Raw genomic sequence first — 13,079 nt, 5'->3', positions numbered from 1 at the left:
TCTTTTGATTTGTGCTTTTTCCTTATTTTTGTAAAACATTAACCTAATTACTTTCCCCATGAAAAAAGTCATTTTGGCTTTATTGCTATTTGCCACAATTAGCAGTATTCAGGCTCAAACAAAAGAAGAGCTCAAAGCACTAAAAAAAGAGAAAACAGATTCAATAGCTGCCCTTAAAGCAAAAGAGGATGCCATTCAGGCAGAGATCGATGCATTACCAGGCTGGCGACTAAAGGCCACAGGAACAATTGGAGGAAGTGTCTCAGGATTCAATAACTGGTATGCCAAATCTTCTCCAAATTCCTCGGTAGGAAATTTCGGAATTAATGTGAATGCCTTTGCGGACTTAATTGAGGAGAAGTATTTTTGGAAAAATGCAATGAATGTAAACATTGGGTGGGTCAAGTTCGATGACAAGGATGATCCGGACGACAGCGATGATTATGAAGTAGCCACTGATGTCTTCAACATAAGTTCATTGTATGGCTATAAAGTTTCAAAAAAATTCGCTGTTTCGGCCCTGATGGAATACAGATCAACACTGGTCGAAAATTTTAACAACCCTGGATTTCTGGATCTTGGTGTTGGTGGTACCTGGATCCCTTTGCCCGAATTAACGGTGGTGATTCATCCGGCAAACTATAATTTTGTGTTCAGCAGTGGTGATGCGACTTATGATTCTACCTTTGGTGCCAAAGTAGTAGCAGATTATACGAATAGTTTTGGCGGATTAAATGTAAAATCGAATTTGTCAATATTTTTGAGTTACGAAGGATCTAATTTCTCAAATTATACCTGGACAAATTCATTCAGTTACACCGTATGGAAATCACTGGGTGTAGGATTTGATTTCGGATTGAGAAAAAACCACCAGGAAGCCCTTAATTATGCCCTTATCGATGATCCTGATGCAACATTTGACACCGTGGATAACGATTTGCAATCCTTTTGGCTGATCGGTCTTAATATAACACTTGATTAACGAGCTTATAATCTGTATTGATAAATACATCGAAGACAAAGATTTGATTAAAATTTTAGTTGTAAATGTAAATTTTATACATTAGCCTAAACTAAGATTCATGACCCTATTAATAGTTTACGGAGCTCTTTCGATATGTTTTTCATTTCTCTGTTCTATTCTTGAAGCTGTATTGCTCAGTGTCACACCGACGTTTATTACAGTAAAGATCAATGAAAAGAAGGGCTATGCCAAAACTCTTAAGAAATTAAAGGATAATATCGATCAGCCTTTAATAACAATATTAACCATCAACACAATTGCGCATACTGTTGGTGCTATCTTGGTTGGGGTCCAGGCAGAAAAAACTTTTGGATCCGGAAATAATGCAGTGGGAATTGTCTCCGCAGTCATGACCTTTCTTATTTTGGTATTGTCAGAAATCATCCCTAAATCAATTGGAGCGAACTATTGGAAAAGCCTGGCTAATTTTTCTACAAAAGCAATTGTTTTAATGATGTTCCCTTTAAAGTATACAGGGATTTTATGGCTCCTTGAATTTACAACAAAATTAGTTGGTAAAAATGCCCACAGCATGAATGTGAGTCGCGAAGATTTTCACGCAATGGCCGATATCGCAAAAGAAGAGGGTGTTTTCCAGGAGTCTGAAAGCGAAGTTATCAAAAATCTGATCGATTTTAGCAATATACTTGTCAAGGATATTATGACCCCGAGAATTGTTTTAAAAACAGCTCCGGAAAATATGAAGATCAGAGAATTCTACGATGATAACCCAAAATTGAAGTTTTCAAGAATTCCAATGTACAAGGATTCGTCTGATGATATTTCAGGTTATTTTCTTAAAGACGAACTGTTTGAATCAATTATTGATGGCAAAGGTGAGGAGGAACTAAAGACAATTTCACGTGAAATTTTTATCACAAAGAGGGATACGCCTATCAAGACACTTTTCGATCAGTTGATAGAAAAACAGGAACATATTGCCCTAGTTGTTGATGAGTATGGTGCCGTCAGTGGTATCGTTTCTCAGGAAGACATCATTGAAACCCTGCTTGGTTTTGAAATTGTAGATGAAAGTGACAGTGATGAGGATCTTCAGGTGCTAGCCAGAAAACTTTGGCAGATTAGGGCAAAAAGGCATGGGATCATCGAAGACGAAGACGATCTTAAAGAACAGTCTTAACCCTGTTGTTCATATTCCTGATACAGAAAATCATTGTATGGGAATCTTGTGACATGTATCTTTTTTACCTCCTCAAAAACAAGCTTTTTAAATTCCTCCAGGTTTTCTTTATTAAGGGCTGAAATAAAAACACATTTGTTATTCATCTTAGCGTACCAGGACTTTTTCCAGTCTTCCAGCGTATAATGCTCTTTGGTCCTTTCAGTTGTCAGGTCGTCTTCATCAATTGTTTCGTGTTTATAGGCATCGATCTTATTAAAAACCATAATCGTAGGTTTGTTCCCATTGTCCGATTCAGGAGAGATTTCACTAATTATCTTATTCACTGAATCAATATGATCCTCAAAGTTTGAATGTGATATGTCAACCACATGGAGCAAAAGATCTGCTTCCCTGACCTCATCCAATGTTGATTTAAATGACTCTACCAGCTGTGTTGGCAACTTTCTTATGAACCCAACAGTATCAGTAAGCAAGAAAGGAATGTTTCTGATCACAACCTTCCTCACGGTCGTGTCCAGGGTGGCGAACAACTTGTTCTCTGCAAACACATCGCTTTTGCTAATCACATTCATAAGAGTGGACTTACCCACATTGGTGTAACCTACCAGTGCCACCCTTACCATCTTGCCACGGTTTTTTCGCTGAACGGCCATCTGGCGGTCAATTTTTTTAAGCTTTGTTTTCAGTAAGGAAATTTTATCCCTGATAATACGTCTGTCCGTTTCTATTTCAGTCTCTCCGGGACCTCTCATACCAATTCCTCCTTTTTGTCTTTCCAGGTGAGTCCACATTCTGGTCAGCCTTGGAAGCAAATACTGACATTGAGCCAATTCAACCTGAGTCCTCGCATAGGAAGTTTGAGCTCTTTGGGCAAAAATATCAAGAATTAAATTTGTTCTGTCCAATACCTTTGTGTCCAGATACTTCTCAATATTCCTTAACTGAGCCGGATTAAGCTCATCGTCAAAAATTACGGTTTTTACATCGTGTTCCTTTAAAAAACCCTTTACCTCTTCCAGCTTCCCTGAGCCAATAAAAGTCTTTGGGTTAGGAAATTCAAGTTTTTGAACAAATCTTTTTATCACCTCTCCTCCAGCCGTAAATGTCAGAAATTCCAGTTCGTCCAGATATTCTTTACTTTTTTCCTCGTCCTGTTCCTTAGTAATGACCCCAATCAATACAACACTTTCAATATTTGAATCCCGTTTTTCTATCATAACGCAAATTTACAACCCTTTTTACATTAATTTAATTGAATTTTCCTATTTTGGGAAATACTTGCAAATATTCCATGTCTGAATACTATTCCATCGCCTTTTACAATCTGGAAAACCTAATTGATCCCGGAGAAAGCCATAAAATATTTGATCCGGATTATTCAGCGAATGGAAAACTAAACTGGTCAAAGGAAAAATACCTCCAAAAAATTGAAAATATTTCCAAAGTAATTTCAAGAATTGGTAAAAATCATTCTAAACTACCTCCTGTATTGGCAGGAGTATGTGAAATTGGACATGAATCCTGTTTGAAAGACCTTATTGCATCAGATCATTTAAAACCATATGATTACGATTATGTATTTCATCAGTCTCAAGACTCAAGAGGAATGAATGTGGCTCTTCTTTTTCAAAAATCCTTTTTTAAACTGAGTAAAAAAAGGGCATTCCCCCTACCTGATCCGGGATTAGAAAATGATAAGTCCAGAGACATCCTGATGATAAGCGGGGATCTGTATGGAAACAAAATTCATATTCTGATCAATCATTGGCCTTCAAGAACGGAAGGCACAAGAAAAACAAATCCAAAAAGACTTCTGGCCAATGCAGTGGTAAAAACCATTCTAAATCAGATTTCGAAAAATGAATCATCTCAGAACATCATAATTATGGGTGATTTTAATGATGGGCCTGATTCTCAAAGTGTAAGAAATCTTGTTGAAAATGATTTTATAAATCCAATATCTCAGTGGCAGAGACCAAAATCAGGGACGGTTCGATTTAAGGGGAAATGGATGATTTTTGATCAGATTCTGATTAGCCGATCCTTTAAAAATGAAAACTGGATCCAGTTTGAAAGCGCTCATATATTTATAGAACCCTATTTAATTCAAAAATCGGGAAGGTATAAAGGTTACCCAAAAAGAACTTTTAACGGCAGTTACCATCAAAACGGTTATAGTGATCATTTTCCCGTGTTTTTATTTTTCAGAAGGACTTAAAGCCAGTACTTCATTGGTTTCGAACCTTCAAATGTTTCTTTTCCCCAGGATGCGAATATTATCAATATCATACGTTGTAGATGCCCCCGGATCATATCCAATATAGCGAAAACCCAAATGTATTGACCCTTCTATACAATTCAATAGAATTTTTCCTGAACCGGTAAATATTTTGTTACTGCCATCTAACGATCCCTCTGAAATTTTTGCATTTAGAAGTTTCCAATCTGAATATTTCAAATTTTCCTCAAGTTTCTCAGTATACCAAACTGACAGAAGGGTTCCTTCCTCGAAAGTTGCACGGGAATCGAAAAATAGAAACTCTTTACTGGAGTTGTCAAGATCAATCTTTGGGCTCACAAGCCAAACCTCACTGACCGGCTCCAAAGAATTATATGATGATATTTGAACATAGGTGTTTTCATTGGAACTTCTTTTTTTAAATCTATTACTCAGAAAGTTTACGTTCGTGTTCTTCCATCCCTGCAGTTCTATATCCTTAGAGCTTTTTAATTGATTAAAATCCGCGAAAAAGATAATGTCGTTCTCAGATACTTCATTGAGAGGGCATTTAAATGCCTCTATGTCACAACGACCTTTATTTGTTTCCGAGAGATCATCCGGATTATTCAAAATGTATACAAACTCTCCTGAATATGAATCTATAGTTAAAACAGCTTTCATTGAAAAGGTTCCGGCAGGAGTGGCATACCCGCTAAAATCCGCATACTCACTCGTTACTAATTTCCCTGAAACTCCATTGTTGCATTGCTGAATAATTCTTTCTCCATTGTATTGATCATACACTTCCGATGCAAAGGATTTTCCTAAATCTTCCTTCGAGATCTGAATGTCTTCCAAAAATACATAGGTATTTGTTCTTTCGATTGTTACATCTTCAAATCGAATTGATTCTGGTTGGAGCTCCATTGTTTCATCCGTTCGAATAAGGTGCCTTTTGATCAAACTTTCTGGAATCTCCTTTACACGATTTCCGGATAAATACCCAACTATAAATTTTCCCTTAATCTTGTTCATGCTCAAACCCTTCAAGTTAAGATGTATTTTTCTTCCCAGATTGTACCTTGAGAAATAGGCCCTTAAATCGATTTTTACTTCTAATGCTACTTCCGGACTTACTGCTTTGTCCTGAAGGATCAGGGTCTTGTAAAAGTTCCCAGACTCATCACTAGATACTACAAACCCGGTAACTGAATAATCTGCATCAAACGAAAGTATCTCTGATTCTTCTTGATTAAAATTGGTTAAGATGGTTTTCATATCTATGTTCTCACCTAAGTGACGAGAAGGGATTTCCTCATCAAAACTGATGTTTTGTTTCTCCGGATAGCATTGAGCTAAAAGCACAATACAAATGACCGCCAGGATAAGAGTTAGAGATATTTTCATATACGTATGTATAATGAGGTGAAAAATGTGGCTCCATAGGAATACCAGTATTTTGGGCCGAAAAGTGGTATTGATCTTTTAAGTTCCTCCTCCATTTGTTTGTAGTTAGAGATTCTGGATTGTTCAAAACCTCCTGTTCTGTAAAAAGAGTTCAATATGTTGTTTAGGGATACGAAAAATCCCAGATACCATTTGTCAATTTTCCATGATTTTCCGCCGACAATATTTAAATTAAAATAGGGGTCGAGACGCTCCTGTATCAAAGACTTATTAACTTTATTCATGTCCAGGTTATTCAAGGGAAGTCCATCATTATCAATGACAAAATTTTTGGACCTTTTTATCGGGGCAACGTTCACAAATGATTTGTCAAAATGATTTAAACTTCCGCTGATCCACCAGTAATCAGGACTCGAATATTCAAACCCTATTGAATAAACATTTTGTGGACTTCCGCTGGATATATATCCTTTTAAAAAGGACTTTCCAAGGTCAACGGGTTCGTTAAAAGTTGTTGAAGTCAGGTAAATATCGGGATTTGAACTGTAATTTGACCTTCCAAAAGATGCTGCCCCCTTAAAATGTAACCCTCCTCCAAGTGGCACCTCAAGACTGGCTTCGAGCCCCACATTATTGATATCAATCCCAGTTAGCACTTCCTGAACGAAAGCTCCTTCATTGGTTCTATCGCTGTTTGAAATTCCCTCTGTAAAATAATAGGAGATCTTTGTATGATCCTTTAAAAAAAGTTGATAGAGCGCTATAGTGAAATTAAAATAACGGCTTCGCCAGAAATAATTCAGGTCAAATCCATAATTGATATCAGGCAGAAGATTTTTGACATAGGCATTACTTACCCTTGGGTTAGAAAAGACCTTGTTCAAAACAGGTGGCCTTTCCAGATAATTGACGTTTAAGGATAATAAATGCCGGCCATTGAATTTATACAGGCCTCCCGATTTAAAGCCTTTGGTTACAAATGACTTTTCCCCGCTTTTCCCCATGGATAATGAACCTCTATAGTTCCCGTTTTCATATAATCCATTTCTCTCGTATGACATGAATTCCAATTGAAACGATGAATAAAGATCCAATTTTTTCATACTGTATTCCGCTCTCAAAAAAGTTCTGATGCTTTTGTGATCCAATTCATAGTTATACTTGAACCTCTCTCCTTGTTTTACAATTCTGTTGTAATTTCTGAGATCATTTTGAGAACGATTGATATCTTTTTCAAAACTGTCAACATCCAAAAAACCCTTACCGCCCAAAAGGTCCTTTAACTGAGCAAAATTCTGAGACTTTCCACCCTTGACGCTGATCGCCCCTTCCAATAGAATATTCTTAGCTTTTGTAAACGAAATTGCGTTTTGAAAAGACCATCTGTAACTTTTTGCTACGTCATCATAAAGAGCGTAAATGGAATACTTATCTATTGTATTCGCATTTTCCAAAAAAATTTCATCCCACCTGATCTGTCCATTTTCCATAAAACTTTTTTCAGCGAGATAAGCCCTTTGAAGGTCAGGTTGATCATTTAGCCTCAAATGAAAACTTGGAAGTTTTTGATAATATACGGGATCAGGGTTTCTTCCTCCTCCCACTACTACGTCAGAAGTTTTAATATACCTTCCTCCGGTGTAATCCAGCCGGCTGGAGGCAACACTTCCAAATTGATAAGTAAAATGACTTTCTATTCTAAAATTTTTACTCGGATAAAACCAATAATTCATTTGTAGAATGGGCTCACAAATGAATTTTTCCCTTGAGTTTACCTTGATATCTCCAATAAATCCCCAATACGAATTATATCTGGGATTCTTAAGTTCGTAAACTTCTTTGGTCATGGGGGAAGATTTACCCCTCTTATTCCAAGCATAGATCAAGGTTGTGTTAAACAAGTGTTTCTTTCCAATCTGTTTATCCACAGAAGCAAAAATTGAATGAGCCGAATAATTGGTCCCCTCTTTAAAACCCTCCGTACCTTCTCTAAACGAGGCTGAAACCGTATAAGCCCATCCTTTTTTCGAAATCTGACTTGAAAAGGTGGCCATAAGCCTGTTCAGATAGTTTTTATTTGCCCTTGCCAAATATATTTTAAACCCTTTTGTTTGTTTATTCGCTTCAGTGATGATATTTGTTGAAGCTGCCAAACCTCCAATATTAAAAGGTGTATCCTGCATCATCGGATAATTTACCTGATGCCTTAAAGCGTCATTCAAGCCCCCTAGGTTAGTCCATAAAGGACTTCCTGTATCTTCTTTATTCAGCGAAACTCCGTTTAGCATCAGATTGAAATGGTCGTTCTCTAAAAATCTTCGCTTGAAAAAATTGGAACTCCACTCATATGCCAGGGTTCGATCAAATAAATTCTTTCTTGAGGATAATATTCCTGAGATGTTCTGAACTTCAAATTGATAATGATCCCCAGCCCTATCTTCATTACTTTGGGGAATGGAATCATCCTGGGTCATACCTGCCGATTGAGCATTCAGGCCAAAAAACGAAGCAATACAAACTCCCATAATAAATTTAGATCTTGAATCCATTTTTCAGGATGTTGTTTCTTCTTTATTATTCCAGGTCAGCCAAAGTTAACAGGATAAAATTATTCTCCTGGCCTTGTTAACCCAATCAGGATTCAATCATAAATAGAATAAAAAGGAAAGGATCGTGAGAAAGCAAAATATTCATAACTTGATTTGGTTTTGCATATTGATTTCTTTCTGTAATTACGGGCAGATCAAAAATTCCAGCAGCGAAATAATCGCTTTTTACAATGTTGAAAATCTATTTGACACCATCGACGATCCTGATACATTTGACGAAAATTACACCTTAAAGGGCCTATATAATTATTCAAGTGAAAACTACAAGGAAAAAATAGAAAAAACAGCTCAGGTAATTTCTGAAATAGGAGCTTCATTATCAAATAAAGAACCGGTTCTTGTTGGCCTTGCGGAAATCGAAAACAATTCTGTTCTTCAGGACCTGATTCTTTCCAAGAAATTGGAAAATGTAAAGTATGAGGTCATACATAAGGATTCTCCTGATCACAGGGGTATTGATGTCGCTTTGTTATACAGGCCGAATATCTTTTTCCCAGTTAATTATGAATTTTTAGAACTAAAATTATGGAACGAACTGGGGGAAAGGTTATATACCAGAGACGTATTATATGTCCAGGGGGTTCTTGATGGAGATGAAATTCACCTATTTGTTAATCACTGGCCGTCCCGAAGAGGAGGAAAAACGAAAAGTCAGCCCAAAAGAATTAAAGCTGCATACCTTGTCAATCAAAAGGTCCATGAGATCCTTGCCCAAGAATCAGAAGCAAAAATTCTGGTTCTTGGAGATTTTAATGACGATCCTTTCGACCAAAGCATCAAAGCCATTCTTTCAGGGAACAAGGATCATAGAAAGAATTCAGAACCATTGTTCTTTAATCCCATGCAGAGTATGTTTAAAAAGGGGATGAACACCCTGGCCTATCGCGATGGAATTAATCTTTTCGATCAAATATTAATATCAAAAAGTTTACTTAAAAGCTCCTGTTCATCCGATGGTTATCACTACGTGAGATCTGGAATATACAACCCCTTATACCTGATCAATATGACAGGGCGCTTTTCAGGATATCCAAAAAGAAGTTTTAGCGGGCAGAAATATGATGGTGGTTACAGCGATCACTTTCCTGTTTATATTGAGCTGGCAAAATAAAACGCTAAATGTTCCCGGCTACTCTATACTCATTTCCTCAACCTCGACAATTTTATTGTCTTTATAGACTACCTTGGTTTTTTTGTCCATAAACCAATAATACCAGGTCCCTACCTTTTTTCCATTATCATAAATTGCAACACATTTTCTGTTGCCATTCTGATAGTAACTCTCCCAGGAAGCATGAAGCTTTTTGTCTTTGGTCATAAATCCGTGTTGCATAATACTGCCATCATCATAGTATATAGTTACCTCGTACAAATCCCCTATCGGTTCAATTTTCTGATTACTTTTTTCCTGTGAAAAAGATAGAGTAGCACTTAATACAAATAATAAAATCATTATCTTTCTCATATATATCATCTTTGAAAACGTACATTAAAGTAACCAAAAATATGGTATTTTCCTTATGACAAATATCATTGTAAAAAAATTTAATATTGAAGTATTTCTTTGACAATAAAGCATTAATAAAAAAAATGACTTTTTTAATCCTGTTGTTTTTTTATGCAAGTGTCTACAGTCAGAATGATTGGGTTGAGTATGTAAGTATAAAGAACGACGGTGTTATGTCCGTTTCGATAGACTTAAGCCTTGACCTGTATAAACCTAACTACAAAAATCTTCTGGTGGTAGGGTCGAAGTTCAGTAACTGCATGAAAAATGGATTTCCAGAGGAAAACGGATTGGATGAAATTTTTACATTTTCAGATTCCATTGCCCTATCCATAGAAAAATTAACACCAAATCGATTAGCAGGGTTCCTGACATACCAGTGTATGGCTTTTGATGTGTTCTATGTCAAGGATACCACAGGCCTGAGAGAGAACCTGAATAAAATGATAAAAGGAAACTTTAAAGGCAATCAAATATATCTGGATATAAAAAGAGATAAGAGCTGGAAATACTATTCTGATTATCTCTATCCCAGGAATTTTTCATCGGAAAATCTGATTGATCATGGCTATTTAAATGATCTTGTCCTTCAGGGGGATGACCTTCAAGGCTTAAGAAAGGTTGAGCACTGGATGTACTTTAAGAATCTGGAAAAGAGAAAACAATTTGGTGAAAAAATTAAAAAATTGAAATTTTCTCTGGAATCTATTTCCTATGACAGAGATGATCAGTTTCCGTATCATCTCAAGGCATCAAGAAAAGATTCAATAACCCCGGAATCAATTTATAAACTGACCACTATGCTAAGAGCCTTGTCCGGATCTATGGGAGGGGTATATGACGGATGGGCCACTGAAGTCAGAAAAAAGGAATGAAAGCTGAGGAAGAAATAAAATATCCACTGATTTTGGATGGGGGTATGTCTAATGTTTTGGAAAGTTTAGGCTGTAACCTTGACCATCCACTCTGGTCTGCTTATCTAATTGTTAAGAAACCAGAAATGATCGTAAAGGCTCATTTAGCCTATTTGAATGCTGGATCAAAATGCATAACTACTTCAAGTTATCAGGCCACAATAAAGGGCTTTGAAAGAATTGGATTGACAAGGTCTGAGTCAAAAGCCATGTTGTTAAGATCGGTGGAACTTGCCGAGGAGGCCAGAAGAATTTTTTTAAAGGAAAATTCTGAAGGTAACAGGATATATTTAGCGGCAAGTATTGGTCCCTATGGAGCGTTCCTTGCAGATGGATCAGAATATAAAGGAAAATACGATATTTCAGATCAAAGACTTAAGGAGTTCCATACTGAAAAGGTTAGCATCCTGGAAGAAACAACTGTAGATTTTTTGGCGTTTGAAACCATTCCCAGTTTCAGAGAATTTAAAATTCTTAATGAGATCATTTCCGATTGTAAAAAACCCTGTTGGCTCTCTTTCTCATGCAGGAACCAGCATTCTCTAAATGACGGAAATTCGATTATTGATGCCGTTAAATCAATATCATCTAATAAAAATTTATTTGCTCTTGGCATTAATTGTACCGCCCCGCGTTATATAAGTGATATCATTAAGAATATTCTTCCTTTTATTCAGGACAAAAAACTGATTATCTATCCGAATTCAGGAGAGATTTATCTTCCAGAAACAAAATCCTGGAAAGGTATTTCAGATCCTGTTACTTTTCAGAAAATGGCCTCAGAATGGCTCAGTTCCGGAGTTGATATCATTGGTGGATGCTGCAGAATCGGTCCTGATCATATCAAACAACTCGCTACGCTTTAAATTCAGTTCACTAGCACCTCTATTAATTGGGTCTATCTAGAATCGATTTAAATTGCTGTTTTCACCAAAAATACCTGATTTCACTATTGTCCACAATGTTTCTTACCCCTTCATTTGTGCTGGTTTTTTAATTACTCTTTCGGATAATTAAATTCATCATTATTATATATACAACTCTCAAATCTCACTATGAAAAAGCTTTTTATCACCTTTATTTTGTGTCATTTAGGGCTAATTTCAACCGCACAAATTGAATTTGAACCAGGACATTATCTAGATGAAAATGGAAATCAGATCAGCGGTTATATCAAAAACATTGACTGGAAGAATAATCCATCCCGATTCGAATTCAAATCATCAACTGATTCACCTTCTAAAACTATTACGGCCAATGAGGCTACTGAATTCTATGTTTCGGGAAACACCTTTAAAAAGTATTCCGTCCAAATTGACAGATCCAGCAGCGATATTGATAAATTAAGCTGGAATAAACAACCTCAGTTCAAGGAAGAACTGCTCTTCCTAAGGCTGGAAGTTCAGGGCAGCCTGGATCTATATTCTTATTATGATAAAAATACCTTCAGGTATTTCATGGGTGAAAAGGAAAAGGCCCCTGAACAGCTTGTCTATAAAAAATATCGAAGAAGTTCCTCGGAAATTGGAAGTAACAACCTTTACAAACAGCAATTAATACAGGTAATGAAATGCGACGGGATTAAAAAGAATCGATTTGAACAACTGGAGTACACAAAAAAGAGTATGATCAAAATTTTTGAGGACTATAATCAATGCGTTGATCCATCATTAAACTATCAAAAAGAAACAAGAAAGGGGGTTTACAGGTTGTCCATAAGGCCAGGTGTCAGTTTTAATTCGTACAATCTCAGTAGCAGCTATGGTTATATTAAGGAAGATGTTGTTACTTTCGATAATATGGTAGGCTTCAGACTGGGTGTGGAAATAGAGCATATTTTCCCTTTTAATAAAAACAAATGGTCATTGCTCACTGAACCAAGTTTCAACTTCGTTAAAGGAGATGCCATCGACAAAGATGAGCTTCCGTCCTCGTTGAGTTACACTTCCTTTGAATTACCGGTGGGCCTTCGGCATTACTTTTTTTTAAATGATAAAAACAAACTCTATCTAAATGCAAATCTGATCCTTGTCTTTCCTATTAATTCGAGTGTTTCTCTAGAGAACCAAAAAGATTTCGAATTCGAAAAAGGAACAAACTACAGTGTTTCTCTGGGCCTAAAAATGTCTGATAAATTCAGTATAGAATATCAATATAAGGGAAAAGAAAATTGGGCATTTGACAGGGGCTTGATTAGAAGAACCTCATCATTTGGATCAATGGCCTTGATCTTAGGCTATAACATTTTTTAAG

Annotated in this window: 11 protein-coding genes; 7 read left to right on the top strand and 4 right to left on the bottom strand. The window is 36.4% G+C overall.

Features of this window, described 5'->3' with window-relative positions; translation table 11 throughout:
* Positions 1-58: 58 nt before the first annotated feature.
* Both LCM02_RS11305 and LCM02_RS11300 read left to right on the top strand, forming a co-directional pair.
* Positions 59-982, top strand: a complete 924-nt coding sequence (locus tag LCM02_RS11305; RefSeq protein WP_224929729.1) for a DUF3078 domain-containing protein — start codon at positions 59-61, stop codon at positions 980-982.
* A 100-nt stretch (positions 983-1,082) separates the two neighbouring features.
* The gene (locus LCM02_RS11300; protein ID WP_224929726.1) at positions 1,083-2,165 is read left to right on the top strand and encodes a CNNM domain-containing protein; all 1,083 of its coding nucleotides are present in this window, start codon (positions 1,083-1,085) and stop codon (positions 2,163-2,165) included.
* Here the strand turns inward: LCM02_RS11300 and hflX are convergent.
* Positions 2,162-3,385: a GTPase HflX gene (gene hflX, locus LCM02_RS11295; protein WP_224929722.1), complete on the bottom strand. Its 1,224-nt coding sequence runs from the start codon at positions 3,383-3,385 to the stop codon at positions 2,162-2,164. The genes LCM02_RS11300 and hflX overlap by 4 nt on opposite strands.
* Before the next feature lie 74 nt (positions 3,386-3,459).
* On the opposite strand from hflX, the gene LCM02_RS11290 reads away from it, so the two are divergent.
* Complete coding sequence (locus LCM02_RS11290) at positions 3,460-4,386, top strand: endonuclease/exonuclease/phosphatase family protein (RefSeq protein WP_224929720.1); 927 nt, start codon at positions 3,460-3,462, stop codon at positions 4,384-4,386.
* Between the two features lie 27 nt (positions 4,387-4,413).
* On the opposite strand, the gene LCM02_RS11285 is transcribed toward LCM02_RS11290, so the two are convergent.
* Together LCM02_RS11285 and LCM02_RS11280 are read right to left on the bottom strand one after the other, a co-directional pair.
* The gene (locus tag LCM02_RS11285; RefSeq protein WP_224929717.1) at positions 4,414-5,796 is read right to left on the bottom strand and encodes a DUF5689 domain-containing protein; all 1,383 of its coding nucleotides are present in this window, start codon (positions 5,794-5,796) and stop codon (positions 4,414-4,416) included.
* Positions 5,793-8,345, bottom strand: coding sequence for a TonB-dependent receptor (locus tag LCM02_RS11280; protein WP_224929714.1), 2,553 nt, complete (start codon positions 8,343-8,345; stop codon positions 5,793-5,795). The genes LCM02_RS11285 and LCM02_RS11280 overlap by 4 nt, the downstream gene beginning before the upstream one ends.
* Before the next feature lie 148 nt (positions 8,346-8,493).
* On the opposite strand from LCM02_RS11280, the gene LCM02_RS11275 reads away from it, so the two are divergent.
* Positions 8,494-9,516: an endonuclease/exonuclease/phosphatase family protein gene (locus tag LCM02_RS11275; RefSeq protein WP_224929710.1), complete on the top strand. Its 1,023-nt coding sequence runs from the start codon at positions 8,494-8,496 to the stop codon at positions 9,514-9,516.
* An 18-nt stretch (positions 9,517-9,534) separates the two neighbouring features.
* Here LCM02_RS11275 and LCM02_RS11270 read toward each other — a convergent pair whose 3' ends face one another.
* Positions 9,535-9,870: a toxin-antitoxin system YwqK family antitoxin gene (locus tag LCM02_RS11270; RefSeq protein WP_224929706.1), complete on the bottom strand. Its 336-nt coding sequence runs from the start codon at positions 9,868-9,870 to the stop codon at positions 9,535-9,537.
* Between the two features lie 125 nt (positions 9,871-9,995).
* Here LCM02_RS11270 and LCM02_RS11265 point away from each other — a divergent pair, with 125 nt between their 5' ends.
* The 3 genes from LCM02_RS11265 to LCM02_RS11255 all read left to right on the top strand — a co-directional run bounded on the left by LCM02_RS11265 (position 9,996) and on the right by LCM02_RS11255 (position 13,078).
* A complete protein-coding gene (locus tag LCM02_RS11265; protein WP_224929703.1) occupies positions 9,996-10,787 on the top strand; it encodes a DUF695 domain-containing protein in 792 nt (263 codons plus the stop codon).
* Entirely contained in the window at positions 10,784-11,692 is a 909-nt protein-coding gene (gene mmuM / locus LCM02_RS11260) for a homocysteine S-methyltransferase (protein ID WP_224929699.1), read from the top strand. Before LCM02_RS11265 ends, mmuM begins: the two co-directional genes overlap by 4 nt.
* Before the next feature lie 189 nt (positions 11,693-11,881).
* Positions 11,882-13,078, top strand: a complete 1,197-nt coding sequence (locus tag LCM02_RS11255) for a porin family protein (RefSeq protein WP_224929696.1) — start codon at positions 11,882-11,884, stop codon at positions 13,076-13,078.
* The last annotated feature ends 1 nt before the right edge of the window (position 13,079 follow it).

The sequence above is a fragment of the Lutimonas saemankumensis genome, assembly GCF_020171465.1.
Taxonomy (GTDB): Bacteria; Bacteroidota; Bacteroidia; order Flavobacteriales; family Flavobacteriaceae; genus Lutimonas; species Lutimonas saemankumensis.
This window is presented reverse-complemented; position numbering and strand designations above follow the sequence as displayed.